Genomic DNA, 22610 nt, shown 5'->3' with positions numbered 1-22610 from the left:
AACCTTTATTTAAAAAATGTCGATGATGAGAGTCATCCCTCCTGATTCGTGAGGAGACCTGGGGTAACTGAGACATTTTTTATTTTTTGTTTTTCATTAATTTTATTGGTGGTGATTATGCTAATTGTTAGGAAAACTGATAGGATTGAAGGAGTTGTTAATGCTCCACCGTCAAAATCATATACGCATAGGGCAGTTATAGGAGCATCTTTGGCAGAGGGAACATCAAGAATAAAAAACCCTCTAAATGGAGCGGACTGCCTCTCATCTGTTCATGGATGCAGAATGTTAGGAGCAGAGATTGAATTAAATGAAGAATACTGGATTGTTAAAGGAACTTCTCCACAAACACCAGACAACATAATAGATATTGGAAATAGTGGAACCACCTTAAGGATTTTAACTGGTATCTCTTCCCAAATTCCAAAAGGATACGCAATTTTAACTGGAGATGATTCCATAAGAAGAAGACCCATGCAACCTTTATTGGATGCATTAAAACAACTTGGCATAGAGGCGTTTTCATCAAAGGGAAACGGAACCGCCCCAATAATTGTTAAAGGAGGAAAATTAAAGGGAGATGTTGTTAAAATTAGGGGAGATATAAGTTCCCAATTCATAACCTCATTAATGATGACCTTACCGTTTAATGAAAATGATACAGAGATAGTATTAACTTCCCCACTAAAATCAAGACCATATTTGGAAATCACAATGGACGTATTGGACAAATTTGGGATAAAAATTGATGAGACAGAGGATGGCTTTTTGGTTTATGGAAATCAGAAATATAAAGCAATAGATTATACTGTTGAAGGTGACTACTCATCGGCATCCTATCTTGTTGCAGCAGGGGTTTTATTTAACTCAGACATAACAATAAATAACTTATTCAAGGATTCAAAGCAAGGAGATAAAGCAATAATAAAAATTGTCAAGGAAATGGGAGCAGATGTTAAGGTTAAGGACGATAAGATTATTATTAGAGGAGAGTATAACCTACATGGTATTGATGTTGATGTTAAGGATATTCCTGACTTAGTTCCAACAATTGCTGTCTTAGGATGCTTTGCAGAAGGAAAGACCACAATCTACAATGGAGAACATGTTAGGTTGAAGGAATGTGATAGATTATCTGCATGTGCAAAGGAATTAAGCAAAATGGGAGCAAAAATAACAGAAAAACCAGACGGGTTGGTAATTGAGGGCGTTAAAAAATTAAAAGGAGCAAAATTAAACACCTACCATGACCATAGATTAGTTATGGCATTCACCATTGCTGGAATGAAGGCAGAAGGGGAAACTGTAATTGAAGGAGAAGAGGCTGTAAGAATATCATTCCCTAATTTCGTTGAAGTGATGAAATCTTTGGGAGCAAATATTGAAGTTAGATAATTTATGATAATTTAAAGATTTACAATATAACTTATTTTTGTTTAAGATTCATCTCTTTTCAAAATTTTTTATTTTTAAATAAGTGCAAAAAATTCACAAATGGTTAATTCCATAAATGATTATAGTTCATCTGCATAGACGATGCCATCATGTCCAGTTATTACGTGCTTTTTTAAACTCCTTATCTTTTGCAAACTTCTCAATGCAACTTTTTCACTAACCCTAACACCTGGGGGGATATTTTCGAGGATATTTCTTTTTAATGGAGCAGCATCCCCAACAATAACGTAGTCCTTATAAATTATTGATATACTTCCCCATGTATGCCCTGGAGTGTCTATTATCTCTATTTCATCATCTTTAAATTCGTCAATTGATACAAACTCATATCCCAAACTACAACCTTCACATTCGTATGGAGAGGCGTATATTACTGCGTTTTTGAATAAGTCGTTGTTTTCTATGTGGTCGTAGTGTCTGTGTGTATTTATAATAACATCAATGTCTTTAGGTTCCAAGTTTAGTTTTTTTAACTCTTCAATAATTAACTCCCTCTTATCCCTTGTTGATGTATCTACAATTATATTATGGTTTTTTGTTTGGATTAGTGTTACTGATGAAGATGCTTTCTTTATTACACCATTTTCCCTTACAAGCTCTCCTTCATACAAAAGTTTAATCATAACATCACCCCACACGGAAGCATATTACCTTATGCCGAAAGATTTATATATAAGTTTTAAATTTTTATACCTTAGTATCGCCCAATCAATAAGGTAATTACAATAAAATATTGCATACAACACAAAATTTAAAAAATTTAGCATTTTTAATTTTAAAAACTTCATTTGGATATGTGTTATTATGCGAATTTTGCAGGCAATTATAGGACGTTACTCGTAGCAATAATTATTTATATGCAATGTTGCCTAAATTAATTTTAATTTTGTTAGAGCATGGTGCAGAGGAGGTTTAATATGGACAAAATGTCAAAATTTTCACATATAACAAAGGTTCATCCATGTTACAATGAGAAATTACACGATAAGATTGGGAGAGTGCATTTGCCAGTAGCACCAAAATGCAACATTGCATGTAGATTCTGTAAGAGAAGTATAAGTGAAGATTGTTGTGAACATAGGCCGGGGGTTTCTCATGGAGTTTTAAAACCAGAAGATGTTGAGGATTATTTAAAAGAAATAATTAAAAAAGTTCCCAACTTAAAAGTTGTCGGTATAGCAGGACCTGGAGATAGTTTATTCAATAAAGAGACATTTGAAACATTTGAAATAATAAACGACAAGTTTCCAGATTTGATAAAATGTCTCTCAACAAATGGGCTCTTGCTTCCAAAATATGCAAAGAAACTTGCTGATTTGGATGTTAAAACAGTTACAGTTACAGTTAATGCAATAGACCCAAAAATATTAAAGGACATTGTAGATTGGGTTTATTATGACAAGAAAGTTTATAGGGGAGAGGAAGGGGCTAAAATATTAATTGAAAATCAAATAAAAGGCATAAAAAAGGCGTATGATGAAGGATTAATAATAAAAATAAATACCGTCTTAATTCCAGAGATAAATTTGGAACATGTTGTTGAAATAGCAAAAACCTTAAAGGACTATGCATATATCCAAAACATCATCCCATTGATACCAATGTATAAGATGAAAAACTTAAGAAGACCAACATGTATGGAGATGAACACTGTAAAAGATAAATGTGAAGAATATATAAAGCAATTTAGGGCATGTCAACAATGTAGGGCAGATGCTGTTGGCTTGTTAAGCGAGGCAAAAATATTAAAAGAAAAAGGGCTAAATTTGGATATATATGATTTAAAGCATTTCTCACATTAACTATAAATCATCAAAATTTAAATTAAGTGTTTATTGATATCATCAAAATCTATACACTCGTTTGTGGGTAAATAAGCACCCTTTTTTGTTAAAATTTTTTAAATAATTTAAATAATATGATATTATCCACCCATACCTTTATTTTTAAAAATTTTAAGGTGATATTTTTGAAGATTAGACCAGAGTGTGCTATCTGCATAACAAGGCAAGTGGTTGATGCCGCGAGGGAGATAACAGACGACGAAAAGAAGCAGTTTAAACTGGTAAAGGACTGTTTGGGAGTTATTAGGGAAGTTTATGGAGAAGATGCTGTCCCAGCATGGATGGGAACTCATGTACATAGATACTTAAAGAAGATAAGTGGCAATGATGATCCTTACAAAAGATTGAAGGAAATAGCAAACAAAATTGCTCTAAACTATTTGGAAAAAATAAAGGATTATGTTGAGGTTGATGATGATTTGGAAAGATTGAGGAGAAAAGTAAAGGCGACAATTGCCGGAAATGTAATTGATTTTGGGCCATACAGCACAGATATAGATATTGTTTCAAAAATAAAAGAAACAATAGAGGGAGACTTAAAAGTTGATTATTCAGAAGAATTATTAAAGGATTTAAAATCATCAAAAAAGGTATTTTACATTTGTGACAATGCTGGGGAAATAGTGTTTGATAGAATATTGATTGAGGAGATAAAAAAATACGTTGATGAAGTGGTTGTTGCAGTTAAAGGAAAACCAATTTTAAATGATGCTACCTTAGAGGATGCTAAATTAGTTGGTATTGACAAAATAGCAAAAGTCATAACAACTGGAAGCGATATCATTGGAATTATTTTAGAGGAGTGTTCAGAGGAGTTTCTTAAGGAGTTTGAAAGTTCTGATTTAATTATTGCCAAAGGAATGGGGAATTATGAAAGCTTGACAGAGTATGAGGATAAAATAAACAAACCAATATACTATATATTAAAAGCAAAATGTGTGCCAGTCGCTGAAAATATTGGTGTTAATGTTGGAGATAATGTTTTATTAAAAAAATAGGGAAAATACTCTCGGTATTCTATTCCATTTGGATGCAACCTTTTTTAAAGGTTGCGGTGAGAATTATAGTTGTTTGCCTTACAAATGAAGAAAACTTTATTAAATCATATACAAAGTAATTAATCTTTATTTGGAATTTTATAATTGATTTATCGTCCTTTTAAAAAAATTGGCAAACAACTATATTGGTGTTAAGGTTGGAGATAATGTTTTGCTGAAAAGATAAAATCATAAAACATTTGAACTTCTCTATTTTATTACCTTCTTTATAGCATTCCATATTAAAAAACTCTGTGGCTTTAGGGTTCCTTCAATAGGATTTAAGAACAAAATATTCTTTTTAATTAAAAACTCTCTAACTTTCTTAGGTATTGATATATCTTCAACCTCATATTTTTCCTTAAATATTTTTAATGCATCTATAATATTTTTATAAAGCTCATCATCTTTTTCTTTAACATCCTCTAAGAAATATTTTAGTTTTTGTTTTTCTTCTTTCAATATTATTTCCAAGATTTCTTTTAAATTCTTAAACTTACTTTCTTCAACAACATATTTTATGTCTTTTACCTTTCCACCAACATATGAATAAACTAACTCCTTTTCTTCATCAGAAAGTTTTATATTATTTTCCTTAGCAATAAAATCCATAAATTTTAAGGCGGTTTCTTTATCAAAATCATCCACTAATAAATATTTTGCTCTCCCTCCCAATTCTCCAGTATTATAAACATATTCAGCAAATAAAGAATCAGAAGTTAAACAAAATACATGGCATAGATGTTGTTCTTTTGTTAAGGAAACTAAAAACTGAAACAAACTTTTTAACAAAGGTCTCTTTCCATTTAAGGTTAATTCCTTAATCATTTGGAGTTCATCAAAAATTAAGATTGGTATTTTTCCTTTTTTATTTAGCTCTGCAAATAAATATTCAATATATTGGTAAATGTCCCCCGATTTTTCTTTCTTCTCAAAAAAATTTTTCGGCATTCCTAAATAGTAATTGCTTAATTCTTTAGAACCCTTAACTAATAAATCCGCCAATGATTTAGCATACTCTCTAAAATCATCAATCTTTGATTTCTCATCCACTTCAAATAAACATTCAATAAAATTATCGACATTTATTATAGCCCGCCTTCTAAAATTTATATAAAAAGGAATATATTTTTTGTCCAATTTTTTTGTGATTATATGATTTATTAGGATTGTTTTACCTGAATTTAATGGACCATAAATAAAATAAATGTCATCTGGTTCTTTGTTTAAGATATGTAATATCTCGTTAATTTCTTTTTCCCTATTAAAGAATTTCATTTTAATCACCATATAAAAGAAGAAATAAAATTAAAAAATTGAATTTATTCCAAATAGATTGCTGGTTTGTATGGAATAGCGTGTTTCTTTTTACCTTTTATGTCTTCTCCATTTATAATAACCTCTGCACCAAACTCTTTCTCAAGGAATTCTTTTGCATTGTTTAAGATTTCTGCTTCATTTATTGGTTTTTTAACTCCAATCTTTGTTAATTGTTGTATTAATTTAGGAATCTCTTTTCCATACTTTCTGAATTTCTCATTCTTCATAATCTTTGGCATTAATTGTTTTATGCTATCTTCTTTGTTCTCATTCATTATCTCTAAAATCTCATACTTCCAATCGTCTGCAGTGTAGAGATAGATCTTCTTTGGCTGGATTTTTGTAACCTCAATAATCTCCCTAATGTCATCCATTACTGATTTAATGTATTCCTCTCCAAGTTCCAATGTTTCATCAATAAACTCTTCCTTAACTTCTGGGAATTTTTCATTGGATATGAAGGTATCTTTGCCCATCTTTTCCCAAATCTCTTCGCACAAGTGTGGGGTGAATGGTGTCATTAACTTAACGAGAACCTCAAGGACCTCCATTAAAACTTTTGGATTATTTCCTCCTCTTCTCTTATACCACCTAATATCATTCATCAACTCATAGAATAACAACCCTGCTCTCCTCAACTGAATATTTGAGAATGCCTCATCCGCTATTTTTACCGCTTTATATGTTTTATGCAACAACCACTTATCTATGTAGGTGAGTTCTCCTCCTTTATCTTTTTCAAATAAATCAATAACCTCCATGGCAAATTCATAGAACCTTATTAAGTTTTCCTTTGCCCTTTCCATCTCTTTAAATTTAATATCTGCATCTTGTGGAAGTTCTGCACATGTTGTTATGTAAAACCTTCCAACATCAGCCCCGTATTTTTCAGCAACTTCCATAACTGGTAATACAGGCCCCTTAGATTTTGAGAGTTTCTTACCTTCAATTGTAACATATCCATTAACTACAATACCTCTTGGCCAAAGTTCTTCAGGGAATATTGCTACGTGGTTGAATATGAAGAACGTCAAGTGGTTTGGCACTAAGTCCTTTGCAGAGCACCTCCAGTCCAATGGATACCAGTATAAAAACTCCTTCCTCATCTCCTCAATTAAGTCCTTTGGAAGTCCCGTTTCCTTCTCAATTTCCTCAACATTTCCTTTGCCTAAAAATACATAATCAAACAACTTCTCAGTCAATTGCTCTGGCTTTATGCCTTTCTCGTTGATGAATTTAGCTATTGTGTAGTATGCCATGTAGATTGTTGAGTCGGATAAACTCTCAATAACCCATTCTTTATCAAATGGCAATTTTGTTCCGAGCCCCTTTTTCCTTGCACATGCCTTATCTTTCATCCAGTCAATTTTGTTGTGGAACTCTTTTCTTGCACTTTCAGGGATGAAGTTCATTCTATCTACGCATTTGTGGGCAAGTTCCTTCCATTCTTCATCAGAATATTTTATGAACCACTGTCCTTTAACTGTCTTAACTATACATTTTGTTCCACATCTACAAACAACATTTTCCTCACTAAATTCATACATTATCTCTGCAATTCCTTTCTTTATGAAATCCTTTGTTAACTTTTCCTTTATCTCCCTAACAGGAAGTCCTGCATATTTTCCGCAGTTTTCATTTAAAACTCCTTTGTGGAATTCATCCTTATAAATCTTGTTTGTTGCCTTCTCTAACAATTTCTCATCATTCTGGCTTTTAATGCCCATCTTCTCTACAATCTCTTTTGCAGGGAATTCGCCATAACCCTCAACCTTTATCAATGGAATTAATCCAACCTCCTCAACTTTCCCTAAATCCCTCAATGCAACGTAGTCATAAGGAGCGTGCGCTGGAACACTCATAACGCATCCAGTTCCAATCTCTGTTGAGACAAAAGTTGCAGGGAAGATTGGGACTTCTTTTTTTGTTATTGGATTGAGAACTTTCTTATTGATGAGTTCCTCCCCTTTGAATTCTTTAATTATCTCTACTTTCCTATCTTGGTGAACAAGTTTTTCTGCACATTCTTTGCTCATTATCCATATACCATTGTCTATTAACTCAATACCATCATCAGTTTCTTTTTCAATCCAAACCTTTGCTTTAACATAAGTTTCTTCTGGATTTACCCAAACGTTTGTAACTCCAAACACTGTCTCTGGTCTCAATGTTGCCATTGGCATGATGCATCTATCATTATCAAATTCCAATTCAAATTTAATTAAAACATACTCTACCAATGTAGCCTCTTCTCCATGCAACAAATCGTGGTCCTCAACTGGGTTGTCACATTTTGGACAGTACCTAACTGGGTGGGAACCTTTTATAATGTATCCCTTCTCTTTTAATTTGTAAAATTGCCATTCGATAAATTTGTTGAAAACATCATCATCTGTCTTGAAGTTTCTTCTCCAATCTAATGCAAAACCCATTCTTTTAAATGCTTCAGTTGCCTTTTTTGAGAAGTATTCAACAACTTTTTCAGGAGTAGTTAATTCTAAGAGTTCATCCATTGGGATATTGTGAAGTTTGTTGTATGCCCAGATGATATTCCCTTTCCTCTCCTTTATCTGCTCAGCAAGCCCTAAAATTGGGGTTCCAGTAACGTGGTATCCAAAAGTCCATAATACATTCTTCCCTTTCATCCTCTGATATCTTGCAACAACCTCAGGAATGGTAAAGGTTCTCAAATGTCCAGCGTGTAAAACACCATTTAAGTATGGGAACGCCGCGGTTATAAAGAACTTCTCCCTATCATCTGGATCTGCCTCAAAAATCTTTGCCTCTTCCCATTTCTTTTGCCATTTTTTCTCTATGCTTTGTAAATCGATGCTCATGATTATCCCCCAAATACCTCTTTAAAATGCATGATTTCATGAACGTGTGGTTTTATTGGATAACCTACGATTATATCATTTTTGCTTTTTATATTTTTTATGAAATCCTTTTTTATATCCTTCAAAGAAATAAGATAATCTTGCCAATTTCCATTGTAATTTTTCCTCCTTTTTAAGTAGTTTTCCATAGATTTTAAAACATCCTTATTAATTTCACTTGCAAAAGGCACATATATGGCTTTTTTTGCATTTATATTACACTCACAGCCATATAAGTGGAAAGCGATTAAATCATTATCCTCTATAATTTGCTGGACAATATCTTCTACACCTTCTGTCCCTATCCATAAATTATCTTTTATTTTTAAACATTTATTTATAACCTCTAAAATCCCAAATCTTTTATATTTTTTCTCTTCATCTGATAAGTAATGCCTATTCCCAAGAACAATACATATATCAAAATCATAAGATGTATAAAAATCTAACAACTCAAAAACGTCCTTTCTCCGACTCTGCACAGTTAAAACTACATTTCTTAAATTTTCTAAAATATTTTCATTTGTTAGTGGAGTTTTTTCAGCATCGATAACATGATAATCAAAGCACTTATATACCTTATTGTTTAATTCAATTAATGCGTTTTGGTTTATTTGGCTTAGTTTTGTTGCTATACCTAACATAACATCACGCATATATTTTTATATTTTGAATTTCATTTCATTTATATATAAATTGTAGTTATTGTTTTATTAAAAAAGGAAATTCATTTATACATTAGTCGTTCTGCGAGTGAGTGTCATATAGTCGTGTGCGAAATAGTTGAATAACGTAGTTATTCAACTTCCCTGCAACCGAAGGTTGCAGTGGATTTTTAAACTTATTTATGCATTAATGAATTTCTAATAATCTTTATTCTTCCTTAAAATTTGAAATAAGGGATAAATCTTTAAGAATTTACCAATAGTATATTTCCAAACTATACGGCAAAATCCAAGGGATTTTGCCAAATTTTCTAACGCACACGACTATAAATCATCATCTTAAATTCAATTTGAAGAATGTTCGGCAATACTTATTAAAATTATTAGGGTGATGATATGGAATTCTCAGAGTGGTATAGTGAGATTTTAGAAAGGGCAGGGATTTATGACGTTAGGTATCCAATAAAGGGATGTGGAGTTTACCTCCCTTATGGATTCAAGATAAGGAGATACACATTTGAGATAATAAGGAAACTTTTAGATGAAACAGGACATGATGAGGCACTTTTCCCTATGCTAATTCCAGAAGATTTACTTGCTAAGGAAGCAGAGCATATAAAAGGATTTGAAGATGAGGTCTATTGGGTAACTCATGGGGGGAAGACACCATTAGATGTAAAGTTGGCATTAAGACCTACTTCAGAAACACCAATTTACTACATGATGAAGTTGTGGGTTAAAGTCCATACTGACTTGCCAATAAAACTCTACCAAATAGTAAATACATTTAGATATGAGACAAAGCACACAAGGCCATTAATAAGGTTAAGAGAGATTATGACATTTAAAGAAGCACACACAGCACATGCTACAAAAGAAGAGGCAGAGGAGCAAGTTAAAAAGGCAGTAGAGATTTACAAAAAGTTCTTTGATACATTAGGAATTCCTTATTTAGTATCAAAAAGACCTGATTGGGACAAATTTCCTGGTGCGGATTATACAATGGCATTCGACACAATCTTCCCAGATGGAAGAACTATGCAAATAGGAACAGTTCACAACTTGGGGCAAAACTTTGCAAAAACATTTGAAATTATATTTGAGACCCCTGATGGTGGAAAAGATTATGCATACCAAACATGCTATGGAATCTCTGATAGAGTTATCGCCTCAATAATAGCAATCCATGGGGATGAGAAAGGGCTTATATTGCCTCCAATTGTAGCACCAATCCAAGTTGTTATAGTGCCTTTAATCTTTAAAGGGAAAGAAGAAATGGTCATGAATAAAGCAAAAGAAATTTACAGCTTATTAAAAGATAAATTTAGAGTTCATTTGGATGATAGAGACATAAGACCAGGAAGAAAGTTCAATGATTGGGAATTAAAAGGAGTTCCATTAAGAATTGAAATAGGGCCAAAGGATATCGAAAATGGAAAAATTACGTTATTCAGGAGGGACACTGGGGAGAAGTTCCAAATTGATGATAATGAGGGATTAATAGATGAAATAGAAAAAACTTTAAATACTATAAGTGAAAATATGAAAAATAGAGCATGGGAAAAATTTGATGCATTTATTAAAATTGTTGAATTTGATGAAAGTAAAATAGATGAAATAAAGAATATTTTAAGTGAAAAGAGGGGTGTTATATTAATTCCTTACAGTGATGATATTTACAATGAAGAACTTGAGGATAAGGTTGAAGCGTCAGTTTTAGGTGTAACCGAGTATAAGGGGAACAAATATATTGCCATTGCAAGGACATACTAAAACTCTATTTTATTTTTGTTTATTTTTAAGTTTTATTTTTATTTATAACTTATTTGGTGATACTAAATGGACGAAAGAGCAAAATACATGAAAGGGACTACAACAGTAGGTCTAATATGTGATGATGCAGTAGTCTTAGCAACAGACAAGAGAGCAACAATGGGGAATCTCATTGCCGACAAAGAAGCGAAAAAGTTATATAAGATAGACGATTATATAGCAATGACTATTGCAGGAAGTGTAGGGGATGCCCAAGCCCTTGTAAGATATGTTTCAGCAGAGGCAAAACTATATAAAATGAGAACTGGAAAAAATATCCCTCCATTATCATGTGCTACATTAATAAGCAATATTTTACACGGTAATAGAATGTTTCCTTTTTTAACACAACTTATTATTGGAGGTTATGATTTATTATATGGGCCAAGACTGTTCTCTCTTGACCCAATTGGAGGGTTAAATGAGGAAAGTTCATTTACAGCAACTGGTTCAGGTTCTCCAACTGCCTATGGTATTCTGGAGTTGGAGTATAGCAAAGACATGACACTGAAAGATGGCCTTAACTTGGCTATTAAAGCACTAATATCTGCTATGGAAAGAGATGCATTCTCTGGAAATGGTATTTCCCTTGCATACGTAAATAAAGAGGGAGTAACAATACTTGAAGATGAAGAAATTGAAAAAATGGTAAAAAAAATTAAAAGAAAGAGGAAATAACTAAATAACTCGTTTTTTTTATTTTAAAGATTTAATCACAATAAAAATTTCTTTTCTTTGATAAAAATGTTTTTTTTTGAATTTCAAGGATGTCTTTTCAAAATGTTTGATGTAGATTTTAGTTTATCGCACTTAATTCAATTTTAGTACATTTAGCAAATTTTAACCATAAATTTTAGGAGGATGGTTGTTTTGTCAGCAGAAGAATTACTAAATCAAATAAAAGAGGAAGTAATTAAAAGAGCTCCCGGAAATGCAGTTATTACTGATGTTCAATTTGAGGGGCCAGAAGTTGTAATTTACGCAAAAAATCCAGAAATATTCACAAACTCTTTTATAAAGGAACTTGCAAGAGATCTTAAAAAGAGGATTGCCATTAGACCAGACCCATCTGTTTTATTAGATCCAGAAATTGCAAAGAAAAAGATTTTAGAAATTGTTCCAGACGATGCAGAAATTACAAACTGTATTTTTGACGCAAACACTGGAGAAGTTATCATAGAATCAAAAAAGCCAGGGCTTGTTATTGGAAAAGAAGGTAGCACATTAGAGGAAATAAAGAAGGCAATTAGATGGGCTCCCAAGCCAGTAAGAACTCCTCCCATTCCATCAGAAACAATAAAAGCAATAAGAGCAACATTATATAGAGAGAGGGCTGATGTAAAGGAAATTTTAAGAAGAATTGGAAGAAGAATACACAGAGATATTAAAATAAGAGAGGACTATTGGGTAAGAGTTTCTTTTTTAGGTGGGGCAAGAGAAGTTGGTAGAACTTGCTTATATTTGCAAACACCAGATAGTAGAGTTTTGATAGATTGTGGAATAAACATTGCTGTTGAAGGAGATAGGGCATATCCTCATTTTGACGCCCCCGAATTTTCCATTGAGGAGATTGATGCAGTTGTCATTACCCATGCTCACTTAGATCACTGTGGTTTTGTTCCTGGATTGTTTAGGTATGGTTATGATGGACCAGTTTACTGTACAAGACCAACAAGGGACTTAATGACACTTTTGTTTAAAGATTATTTGGATATTGCTGAAAAAGAAGGAAAAGATGTTCCATATACAGCAAAAGACATCAAAACTTGTGTAAAGCATACAATACCTATTGACTATGGTGTTACCACAGACATAACGCCAACAATAAAATTAACTCTCCACAATGCTGGGCATATATTGGGTTCAGCAATAGCACACTGCCATATTGGAGATGGGCAGTATAACATTGCTTACACAGGAGATATTAAATTTGAAGCGTCAAGGTTATTGGAACCTGCAGTTTGTCAATTCCCAAGGTTGGAAACATTAATAATTGAATCAACTTACGGTTCCTTTGATGACGTATTGCCAGAAAAAGAAGAGACGGAAAAAGAACTTTTAAAAATTGTGTCTGAAACATTGCAAAGAGGGGGAAAAGTTCTAATCCCAGTATTTGGTGTTGGTAGGGCACAGGAGTTAATGCTCGTTCTTGAAGAGGGGTATAACCAAGGTGTCTTCAACGCTCCAGTTTATCTTGATGGTATGATTTGGGAAGCGACTGCAATTCACACAGCATATCCAGAATACCTATCAAAAGTCATAAGAAACAGAATATTCCATGAAGGGGATAACCCGTTCTTATCAGAGGTATTTAAAAGAGTAGGTAGCACAAATGAAAGAAGGAGAGTCATTGATAGTGATGAGCCATGTATTATATTGGCAACTTCTGGAATGCTCACTGGTGGACCAAGTGTTGAATACTTCAAGAACCTTGCTCCTGATGAGAAAAACACATTGGTATTTGTTGGTTATCAGGCAGAGGGAACCCTTGGAAGAAAGGTGCAGAAAGGTTGGAAGGAAATTCCAATAACAACAAAGAATGGAAAAACAAAATCCATCCCAATAAAAATGGAAATACACACATTAGAAGGATTCTCTGGACATAGTGACAGAAAACAATTGATAAAATACCTTAGAAAATTAAAACCAATGCCAGAAAGAATCTTAATGATTCACGGAGAGGCAAACAAATGTATTGATTTGGCAAGTACCGCTTATAAGTTATTCAAGAGAGAAACAAGAGCTCCAATGAACTTGGATTCTATTAGGGTAAAATAATGATAAATAAGAACAAAATAGAATAATAAAAACATAGAATAAAAAATGGAATAAAATAAAAACCGTAGTTCCCATCAAAACATATTAGCAGATTATCGTCTCCATGAAACCTCTAAAAGAAACTTTAAAAAAGTTAAGCAAAACCTATCGGTTTTGCAGCTCGAACCTTACGGTTCGATTTCATCAAAAGGGATGCACCGCTTCGCTTCGCTCGGCAGTGCTTCTTAGGGAGTTTAATATCATGTATTAAATTTCTTAATTAACTTTTCTTGCTTTTATATACCCCCTGTTGAATTTTGGTACTAGAAAATTGAGGAAAAGTATTACTGATTTTTTTGAATTAAAATTGAGATTTTTTAATTATTTTAGTTTTTTGGTTTTATTTTTGTGGTTTTAAGTTTGAGTTGATTTTAGATTGTGTAAAATAAGTTCTAATTGTGGAGATTTGTTAGCGTGGTTGTGCGTTGGATTTAAAAAGAACTTGCACAATCTTTCTTACTTTTATAAAGGGTTTGATAATTGGGTAGTAAGAAAATTCGAGTTGAAAAAGAAAGATTTATATAGGAGTTTGGGCATAAAATAAGGACAAAGTTATAGGGTTTGAATATCTCATCCATTAAAACAAGGATGGAAACCAGGTTTAATTTCTGGTTTAATATCTGGTTTTTCAATTTTTTGTTTGAATATCTCATCCATTAAAACAAGGATGGAAACTACTCAAGTGCTTTGTTTGTCTTCTCTATTGACCTTAGTTTGAATATCTCATCCATTAAAACAAGGATGGAAACCTAATTTTTCCAAATCAATCATTCTTCCCCCTCAGGTTTGAATATCTCATCCATTAAAACAAGGATGGAAACTCTCTGGAAATCACATCTCCATAGTCACCTAACCCCAGTTTGAATACCTTATCCATTAAAACATGGCTGGAAACAGAAGAATTAGATAATACTTATAGATTTAAATTTTTAAAATCAAAATATAAACTCTGTTTTTTAGTTGCTTTATATAAAAAAAGTAAAATGGCATTAGCAATTTTCTACAAAAAACTTCATTAAAAAATTAATCAACATTTGTAAATATTCAAATGCATGATAAAAATTAGAACTTATATTTTTGGTGGGGATTAGGGTAATAAAAAATAACAATTAAAAAAACAAAAAGCAAAGTATTAAAATTTTACTTTAATTAATTCTTCAACAATTTTTCGAAACATTCTTTGCAAACAATTTTGCCATTGATAACCCTTCCCTTAATTTCCATAAAATATTCTCCACATTCTTGACATTTTATCGATGGGAATAATCTTGCTTTTCTTGGGGGTTCGATATCAACCTCTCTAACATCAAAAAGCTCTTTTTCATCCATGCTCAAAATCTTTTCTGAAATTTCTTTTCTTCTCTGATTGAATATCTGCATTTCTTCTTCAGACAGTTTCCCTGTATTAAACTTTCTTAATATATCATCAAATTCCTCAAAAAAGTTCTTTTTAACATAAATCCTTATTGCTCTATTGCTTTCTCTTGAATAAAATGTATAGACATGTTTTCCATTATCCTTAAATATTAGATTCCCCTTTCCAAATGTGCAACTTAGCATATACTGAATTGCATCAACTCCACATGCATTATTCTCTACTATCGCTACCAACTCCTCATCCTCCGATTTTTTGAAGTGGTTTTTTACATACTTCGCAACTCTATATCCTATCGCCAATCCCGGACAAAAGTGTCCATGAAACTCTATAACTTTTTTTAGTTCTTCATCCATACTCTCACCAAATTATTTTTTTAGTTTTATATATTCATTAAATGCCTCCCTTGAAGTTCCAACGACAACCCTTTTATAACTTTCCCCATTATAAATAACTTCCTCTAATTTTCCTCTTACAACAACAACTTCTTCTTCAAAACACTGTCCCGCGTAGGTGTGGGTAAACGAAACAACCTCTTTTATCTCATCATCATCGCACTCAATTCTATACACCGCAGGGTTATCAAATGCATAGGTTGCATCCACAACAACGCCTTCAACCTCAACGAATCCTAAACTTCTGTATCTTTTCTCCCCGTACTTCTCAGTTATCTCATCCCATTCTCTCGTTGCAAGCAAATCGAACATAACTCCATCGATAACTCCCCTATTAAATTTTCTCTTTTCATGCCAAACAAATTCTTCAAAGGTTAATGTATTATCCTTTATCCTCTTTTCATAAGCCTTTTTCCAGAATTCATTTGATAGTGGAGAAAGTTTTTTATCCTCAAAAGCATTTTTTAATGCTTCTCTTGCATTTTTGTGGTTCTCCATGCCGTAAATTACAAAGTCAATATCTGAGTTTGAATTGCTCAACTTCAAAACCATAGAGCCAGAAATACCCATGTGTTTGTAAGGAATGCCATAATCATGCAGAATATCAGCCAATTTTATACATTTTTCTTCCAGTTCGTTAGGGTTGTCTAAGTTTAGTAGTTCTTTCAACCTTTCATTAGGCCTTAAAATTCTTTTAATTCTTTCATTTGGAACAGAATGCATAAGGACATCATTGACTTCATCATAAAATAAATATTCGGGGAAGTAATTTTCTAAGAATTTATATGCCTTTTCTGTCTCTGCCATCTTTATGTATTTCTTTCCATTCAAAATTCTGATATTATTACTGTTTAAATTTAAATTCTCATCTTTAACCAAATCCAAATTTACATACCTCAAAAAACACAAAACTCTATCCTCTGGATGGTAATAAGTATTAACTGCAAAAAATAGTCCTTCCTTAGTTTCAACAAAATCCCTCAATCTAACCCTCATAGTATCCCCTTTTTAAATTTTAAATTAATGTAGCAAAAATAAAATAGAAAAACAAAAATAAATTAATTTATCCTTTCTTAAACCCTATGGCAAATCCAACAGCAAATCCGCTCCCCAAGGAAATTGAGTGAATTAGCCCCGTTAATTGACTTCCATAGGCAATGACTGAGTTCTCTACACTACCTATTAACGCCAAAAGTGCATTTTCATTAATACTAATAACTCCAAGATTCGCCAAATACAATAAGCTTAATAGATACAATCCAATTAGTGCTATGAGCACTTTAATGGCTTTTTTTGCAGCCCATCCAATGACAAACCCAATTACAAATCCACTACCCAAATCTGGAATAAATTGAGCAATATCCATATTTCCAACTCCTTTTTTATGTTAAATGCACGTTAACGTCATCCAAATTGTTTAAACTGTCTGTTATAATACATACTGTTCCATATTCAACTTCTTTGTATCCAATGTATGTCTTAATATTGTTCTTCATGTATTCTTCAATGTTCCAATCTTTATATTTTGAATCTTTAACTTTTTCAATATTACCCATTTCGTTAGTTATTTGCTCATTTATTAGTTCCTTCATAGTTTCTTTGTTAACTGGCAATATATACACTTTTATAAAGTGTAAACCTTTTTTGTATTCATTTTCGTTTATTTTTTCCCATCCTACGACGTTAACAGTTATTGGTGGTTTTAAGTCGAGGTTTATGTTTTCTTTTAGATAGTTAATATCCAATGATATTGGTTCACAAGTAATATTTGCGATGATGTATCCATCTTTTTCAATAACAGAGGTATTAATAACCTTTATCTTTCCAATACTTTTAAGACCTTTGAGGATTTTTTTGAGATACTCATCCTTTTTCGTTACAAGTCCTATATGCGTGTATGCATCTATTTTTATACTCATTGCCCTATCTTCATCATAAGACACAATATCGTTATAGTTTGGCAAATAGTCTCTGAATTTTGGATTTGGCTTATTTATTGTTTTTGTATTTATTAGGATATATCCATTACTTGCTATAATATTTTCATTTTGATATAATTTTCCAAGCATCCATAAGGGAGTTTTTATTGCTATTTGACTTTGGTCATCTTTGTTAATGTATATGCCTGTCATGAATGATGTAATGATGGACAACAAATCTTCTGGAATCCCCTTTTCTTTAATAATGTTTGGATTTTCTTTTATAAATTCGTTTATAGCATCTTTACTTAAATATACAAAGTGTGTATATGGACTATTATTTACAACCTCTTTTACACTCAAAGTTTCTACACACCCACAAAAGAATAGTAAAAATATCGTCACTAATGCAATCTTTTTGATATTGCTCATCAAAACACCTCAATTTACTACATAACTCGCAATAATTTTCTATACATATTGACTGTTGTCATTAAGCCTATACATAACTTTAACAAACATAATTAATAAATTTTTATGTTTTGTATATATAAATATTTGAAAGTTTATTTTTGTTAATTTTTTCGAATATTGTCGTCCTTTTGCTTATTCTAACGCTTCTTACTTTTTTCTCATTTTTTGCTTAATATTTACATTTTTTATTTTCCATTTTTATTACAAAAGAACAAATAGAAAATTTTTTAACCTACAAAGTTTATCAAATATCGTAATGTAAGCTACGATTTTATACGCATTGATTAGTTCTATTATAATTGCGAAATATATTATATATAATATCTACTCAATACGTAAAGGGATGATACACATGAAATCCATATTTGTAAATCCAGAACGTTGCATTGGATGTAAAAGTTGCCAAATTCAGTGTGCTGTATCCCACTCTGGGAAAGACAGCATTTTTGAAGCAATATATGCAGAACCTACACCAAAACCAAGAATTTTTGTGGAATATATGGGCGTTGCTGTACCACTCCAATGTAGGCATTGCGAAAATGCTCCATGCATGGCTGCATGTCCTTCAAATGCCATCAAAAAAGAAGATGGGGCAGTTGTAGTTGAAAAAGAAAAGTGCATCGGATGCAAAGCATGTGTAATGGTTTGTCCATTTGGAGCAATGTCCATTGATGTAGGGGAAAGCAAGGTTTTAAAATGTGATTTGTGTGGGGGAAATCCAGCATGCGTTAGTGCATGTAAAACTGGGGCATTGCAGTATGGAGATATTTTGGAACTAATTAAAGAAAAAAGAAAAAAGTATCTAAAATCTATGCTTAAAATAGTGGCAATCGGTGGTGTCCATGAGTGCAAATGATAAAATAAATGAGTTAACCATTTCACAACCAACAAAAGAGATGTTAAGCATTGCAAAAGAGAAAGGAATTGAAACTACATGGGATAGACTTGAAAAACAAGAACCTCATTGTGGTTTTGGACAATTAGGGATATGTTGTAGAAACTGTACTATGGGGCCATGTAGAATAGATCCATTTGGTGGAGAACCAAGAAAAGGTGTCTGTGGGGCAACAGCAGATACAATTGTCGCAAGAAACTTTGCAAGGATGGTGGCAGCAGGTACTGCAGCACACTCTGACCATGGAAGAGGTGTTGCACTCACATTACTTGAAGGGGCAGAGGGGAAGGCACCATATCCAATAAAAGACAAAGAAAAATTAAAGAGCGTTGCAACTAAATTGGGCATAGAGATTGAAGGGAAAAGTGATGAAGAAATTGCAAAAGAAATAGCAAAAAAGGCACTTGAGGACTTCTCGAGGCAAAATGAAGATACCTTGAACTTTTTAAAAGCATACGCTCCAAAGAAAAGATTTGAATTGTGGAAATCCTTGGGGGTTTTGCCAAGGAACATCGATAGAGAAGTTGTTGACATAATGCACAGAACAAGTATTGGGGTAGATAATGACCCATTATCATTAATTGTTCAATCAATAAAAACATCTCTTGCAGATGGTTGGGGAGGAAGTTTACTTGCAACAGAATTACAAGATATACTATTTGGAACCCCTCAACCAGTTAAAGGTTTTGCAGATTTGGGAGTTTTAGATGAAAAGAAGGTAAATATTATTGTACATGGGCATGAGCCAATCCTATCTGAAAAGATTGTTGAGGCTGCAGAAAGTGAGGAAATGCAAAAACTTGCAAAAGAGGTTGGGGCAGAAGGAATAAACGTCTGTGGTATGTGCTGCACTGGAAATGAGTTGTTAGTAAGGCATGGAGTACCTGTTGCTGGAAACTTCTTACAGCAAGAATTGGCTATAATAACTGGAGCTGTTGAGGCAATGGTTGTTGATGTGCAGTGTATAATGCCTTCTCTCCCAGATATTGCAAAATGTTACCACACAAAAATCATATCAACATCAAAACAGGCAAAATTCCCTGGGGCTGTGCATATTGAGTTTAATGAGGAGAATGCAGATGAGATTGCAAAAGAAATAGTAAAAACTGCCATTGAAAACTTCAAAAATAGGAAAAAATCAGTGCATATCCCAAATGAGAAAAAAGAGTGCATTGTTGGATTTTCAGTTGAGGCAATTCTCTCTGCTCTTGGAGGAAGCTTAGATGCACTCATAGATGCAATCAAAAGTGGTAAAATAAAAGGTGCTGTGGGAATTGTTGGATGTAACAATCCAAAGGTAAAACACAACTATGCACATGTTGAACTTACAAAAGAATTAATTAAAAATGACATACTTGTTGTTCAAACAGGTTGTGCTGCTATTGCATGTGCTGAAGCAGGGCTTTTATCACTTGATGCTATAGAATTGGCTGGAGATGGGCTTAAAGAAGTTTGTAAGGCATTGAATGTACCTCCTGTATTACATTTAGGTTCTTGTGTGGATTGCTCAAGAATCTTGGTATTGTTGGGGGCTCTTGCTGAGGCATTGGGTGTTGATATTTCAGATTTACCAGTTGCTGGAGCAGCCCCAGAATGGATGAGTGAAAAAGCGGTTGCAATTGGAACATACTTTGTTGCAAGTGGGGTATTTACTGTCTTGGGAGTTGTTCCACCAATATTGGGAAGTAAAGAGGTTGTTAAGATTGCAACACAGGATGCAGAAAAACTTGTTGGTGGAAAGTTTGCAGTAGAAACAGACCCAGTTAAAGCGGCAAAATTGATAATCAAACATATAGAAGAAAAGAGGGAAAAATTGGGCATTTAATTGATTTACTGATTTATCATTTATTGATTTTATCAATTTATTTATTTTTACATGATTTATTTGTTTTACTTTTGTTTTGGGGGATATTATGGAGGTTAAAAATCCTTACGTGCTAAAAAAAGGAAAATGCAAAATTTGCGGCAAGGACATTGAAATTATAGAAAATACTGAAGAAGTTCAAAAAAGATTGCAATCCAAAAACATCAGTCTTAACATTGACTTTGAGATTTGTGAAGAGTGTAGAAGAAAGGAATACTTAAAAAGGGTGGTTTTATGAGTGGGAATATTAAAGAGTGCGTTGAACATAAGTTGTGTTCATTTTGTGGAGCATGTATTTCAGTATGTCCTTCCAATGCTTTAAAAGTTGGCTTAGATAACCCAACAATTGAAGATAAAGGGTTTTGTGAGGCCTGTGAGAGAAATCTCTGCAGAGTGGTTTGTCCACAAATTGATATTGAGGAAGAGCTCTACACAACCCCAACAGAATATATGGAAATTGTCATTGCAAGGAGTACAATAAAAGAAATCCTCAAAAATTGTCAAGATGGTGGGATTACATCAACCTTAGTTTACACTTTACTTGAAGATGGAGTAATTAGCATTTGTGCTGGAAATAAGGAAGAGTGGAAGCCAGATGTTGTGACAGTTGAAGATAAAGAAACACTCCTAAAAACACTTGGTTCAAAATATACATTTGTTCCAGTTTTATCAAAATTGCACGATGAAGTTGTAAGTAAAGATAAAAAAATTGCAGTTGTTGGATTACCTTGCCAAATAAGGGCTTTGCATAATATGGAAAAGACATATTTCAGAAAATATAACGTGCATTATAAAATAGGTATATTGTGTACTCACAACTTCTCATATACCACATTCAAAAAAATCGTTGAAGATTTGGGGTTGAAGGTTGAGGATGTTATAAAGGTCGATATCAACAAAGGAAAAATGATATTCTACACAAAAGACGGAGAAAAATCAATTCCAGTATCAAAATTGGATGATTTGTGTGATGAGTGTTGCCACCAATGTCCTGAGTTGTATTCAAGATTTGCAGATATCAACATAGGGAGTATGGGAAGTCCAGATGGATGGAATACAGTAATCATTATGAGCAAAAAAGGGAAAGAATTATTTGAAAAAGCACTTAAGAAGGGATACATTGAGATTTATGATAAAGAAGACCCAAAAATACAGAAAGGTTTAGCATTCTTGGAGAAATTCACAAAATTAAAAAGAACAAAGGCAAAAGAATTTGTTGAAAATAACAACATAAGAATGAAATCATCCCTAAATGAAATTGTTGAACTCTTTGAAAAAAGAAAAGAACGCATAAACTACTATGAAATGGAATTAAAGGATATTCCAATAAACATCATATCAAACAATGACAACAAAACAAACATTTATATTGAACCAAAATACTGCATTGGATGTAGAGCTTGCGAAATCTCATGTACAATAAACAATAACAAAAATAGAATCGATATTGTGCAAGTTGATGAGATTTTCTATGCCCCAATAAAATGTATGCATTGTGTAGATGCACCATGTGTAAGAGTATGTCCAGAAAAGGCATTGTATATCAAAAATGGCCATGTTGTTGTAGATAATGATAAATGTATAGGATGTAAGATGTGTATAAACGCATGTCCATTTGGTCATCCAAAGATTGAGGTTAGTGAGGACATTGAAATTTCTTCATTTGGACTTCCAAGATTTGTTCAGAAATTTGAGCTTATTAAATGTGATGGATGCATTGATAGGATTGAAAATGATGAATTGCCTTGCTGTTACTTAGTATGTCCAACAGATGCAATAAATATTGAAAATGGCAAAATAAAGAATGCTGCAAAGTTAATGATTGTTCAGAAATTCTAAAATTTGCTTTTTTAAATCTCTAT

18 protein-coding genes and 1 CRISPR repeat array are annotated in these 22610 nt (G+C 32.7%); of the genes, 10 read left to right on the top strand and 8 right to left on the bottom strand.

What is annotated here, in order from left to right; all coding sequences use genetic code 11:
* The first annotated feature begins 117 nt into the window (after positions 1-117).
* On the top strand, positions 118-1395 hold the full coding sequence (gene aroA / locus METIG_RS01480) for a 3-phosphoshikimate 1-carboxyvinyltransferase (protein WP_013798468.1): 1278 nt from the start codon (positions 118-120) through the stop codon (positions 1393-1395).
* Positions 1396-1514: 119 nt separating this feature from the next.
* On the opposite strand, the gene METIG_RS01475 is transcribed toward aroA, so the two are convergent.
* Entirely contained in the window at positions 1515-2078 is a 564-nt protein-coding gene (locus METIG_RS01475) for an MBL fold metallo-hydrolase (RefSeq protein WP_013798467.1), read from the bottom strand.
* A 294-nt stretch (positions 2079-2372) separates the two neighbouring features.
* On the opposite strand from METIG_RS01475, the gene METIG_RS01470 reads away from it, so the two are divergent.
* Together METIG_RS01470 and METIG_RS01465 are read left to right on the top strand one after the other, a co-directional pair.
* Positions 2373-3257, top strand: coding sequence for a radical SAM protein (locus METIG_RS01470; RefSeq protein ID WP_013798466.1), 885 nt, complete (start codon positions 2373-2375; stop codon positions 3255-3257).
* A gap of 167 nt (positions 3258-3424) precedes the next feature.
* Positions 3425-4297 carry a damage-control phosphatase ARMT1 family protein gene (locus METIG_RS01465; protein WP_013798465.1) on the top strand — a complete coding sequence of 291 codons (873 nt, stop codon included), beginning with the start codon at positions 3425-3427 and terminating at the stop codon, positions 4295-4297.
* 249 nt (positions 4298-4546) lie between these two features.
* Here METIG_RS01465 and METIG_RS01460 read toward each other — a convergent pair whose 3' ends face one another.
* From METIG_RS01460 to METIG_RS01450, 3 genes are read right to left on the bottom strand one after another with little or no spacing between them, the layout of a single operon-like run.
* Positions 4547-5614 (bottom strand): ATP-binding protein, encoded by a 1068-nt coding sequence (locus METIG_RS01460; RefSeq protein WP_048055482.1) that lies wholly within the window; start codon positions 5612-5614, stop codon positions 4547-4549.
* Between the two features lie 44 nt (positions 5615-5658).
* Positions 5659-8493: a leucine--tRNA ligase gene (gene leuS / locus METIG_RS01455; RefSeq protein WP_013798463.1), complete on the bottom strand. Its 2835-nt coding sequence runs from the start codon at positions 8491-8493 to the stop codon at positions 5659-5661.
* Between the two features lie 2 nt (positions 8494-8495).
* Entirely contained in the window at positions 8496-9176 is a 681-nt protein-coding gene (locus METIG_RS01450; protein ID WP_013798462.1) for a hypothetical protein, read from the bottom strand.
* 417 nt (positions 9177-9593) lie between these two features.
* Between METIG_RS01450 and proS the strand changes: the two genes are divergently transcribed.
* The 3 genes from proS (at position 9594) to METIG_RS01435 (ending at position 13787) form a co-directional block, all read left to right on the top strand.
* Positions 9594-10970, top strand: coding sequence for a proline--tRNA ligase (gene proS / locus METIG_RS01445; protein WP_013798461.1), 1377 nt, complete (start codon positions 9594-9596; stop codon positions 10968-10970).
* Positions 10971-11036: 66 nt separating this feature from the next.
* Positions 11037-11687, top strand: coding sequence for an archaeal proteasome endopeptidase complex subunit beta (psmB, locus tag METIG_RS01440; protein ID WP_013798460.1), 651 nt, complete (start codon positions 11037-11039; stop codon positions 11685-11687).
* Between the two features lie 192 nt (positions 11688-11879).
* Entirely contained in the window at positions 11880-13787 is a 1908-nt protein-coding gene (locus tag METIG_RS01435) for a beta-CASP ribonuclease aCPSF1 (protein WP_013798459.1), read from the top strand.
* 598 nt (positions 13788-14385) lie between these two features.
* Positions 14386-14721: direct repeats of the CRISPR family, unit length 37 nt; unit sequence GTTTGAATATCTCATCCATTAAAACAAGGATGGAAAC.
* Positions 14722-14975: 254 nt separating this feature from the next.
* Here the strand turns inward: METIG_RS01435 and METIG_RS01430 are convergent.
* From METIG_RS01430 to METIG_RS01415, 4 genes are all read right to left on the bottom strand, one after another.
* Entirely contained in the window at positions 14976-15557 is a 582-nt protein-coding gene (locus METIG_RS01430; RefSeq protein WP_013798458.1) for an FmdE family protein, read from the bottom strand.
* Positions 15558-15569: 12 nt separating this feature from the next.
* A complete protein-coding gene (locus METIG_RS01425) occupies positions 15570-16592 on the bottom strand; it encodes a nucleotidyltransferase domain-containing protein (protein WP_013798457.1) in 1023 nt (340 codons plus the stop codon).
* Positions 16593-16659: 67 nt separating this feature from the next.
* The gene (locus METIG_RS01420) at positions 16660-16962 is read right to left on the bottom strand and encodes an FUN14 domain-containing protein (protein ID WP_013798456.1); all 303 of its coding nucleotides are present in this window, start codon (positions 16960-16962) and stop codon (positions 16660-16662) included.
* A 16-nt stretch (positions 16963-16978) separates the two neighbouring features.
* Positions 16979-17947: a hypothetical protein gene (locus tag METIG_RS01415; RefSeq protein WP_013798455.1), complete on the bottom strand. Its 969-nt coding sequence runs from the start codon at positions 17945-17947 to the stop codon at positions 16979-16981.
* A 394-nt stretch (positions 17948-18341) separates the two neighbouring features.
* On the opposite strand from METIG_RS01415, the gene METIG_RS01410 reads away from it, so the two are divergent.
* From METIG_RS01410 to METIG_RS09090, 4 genes are all read left to right on the top strand, one after another.
* Positions 18342-18845 (top strand): 4Fe-4S dicluster domain-containing protein, encoded by a 504-nt coding sequence (locus METIG_RS01410; RefSeq protein ID WP_013798454.1) that lies wholly within the window; start codon positions 18342-18344, stop codon positions 18843-18845.
* On the top strand, positions 18832-20709 hold the full coding sequence (gene cooS, locus METIG_RS01405; protein WP_013798453.1) for an anaerobic carbon-monoxide dehydrogenase catalytic subunit: 1878 nt from the start codon (positions 18832-18834) through the stop codon (positions 20707-20709). The genes METIG_RS01410 and cooS overlap by 14 nt, the downstream gene beginning before the upstream one ends.
* A gap of 88 nt (positions 20710-20797) precedes the next feature.
* Positions 20798-20986, top strand: a complete 189-nt coding sequence (locus METIG_RS01400) for a hypothetical protein (RefSeq protein WP_013798452.1) — start codon at positions 20798-20800, stop codon at positions 20984-20986.
* The gene (locus tag METIG_RS09090; RefSeq protein ID WP_013798451.1) at positions 20983-22587 is read left to right on the top strand and encodes a Coenzyme F420 hydrogenase/dehydrogenase, beta subunit C-terminal domain; all 1605 of its coding nucleotides are present in this window, start codon (positions 20983-20985) and stop codon (positions 22585-22587) included. The genes METIG_RS01400 and METIG_RS09090 overlap by 4 nt, the downstream gene beginning before the upstream one ends.
* The last annotated feature ends 23 nt before the right edge of the window (positions 22588-22610 follow it).

It is taken from the genome of Methanotorris igneus Kol 5 (assembly GCF_000214415.1).
In the GTDB taxonomy this organism is placed as follows: Archaea; AGJL01; Methanococci; order Methanococcales; family Methanococcaceae; genus Methanotorris; species Methanotorris igneus.
The sequence above is the reverse complement of the archived record's forward strand: the minus strand, read 5'-3'. Positions and strand labels throughout refer to the sequence as shown.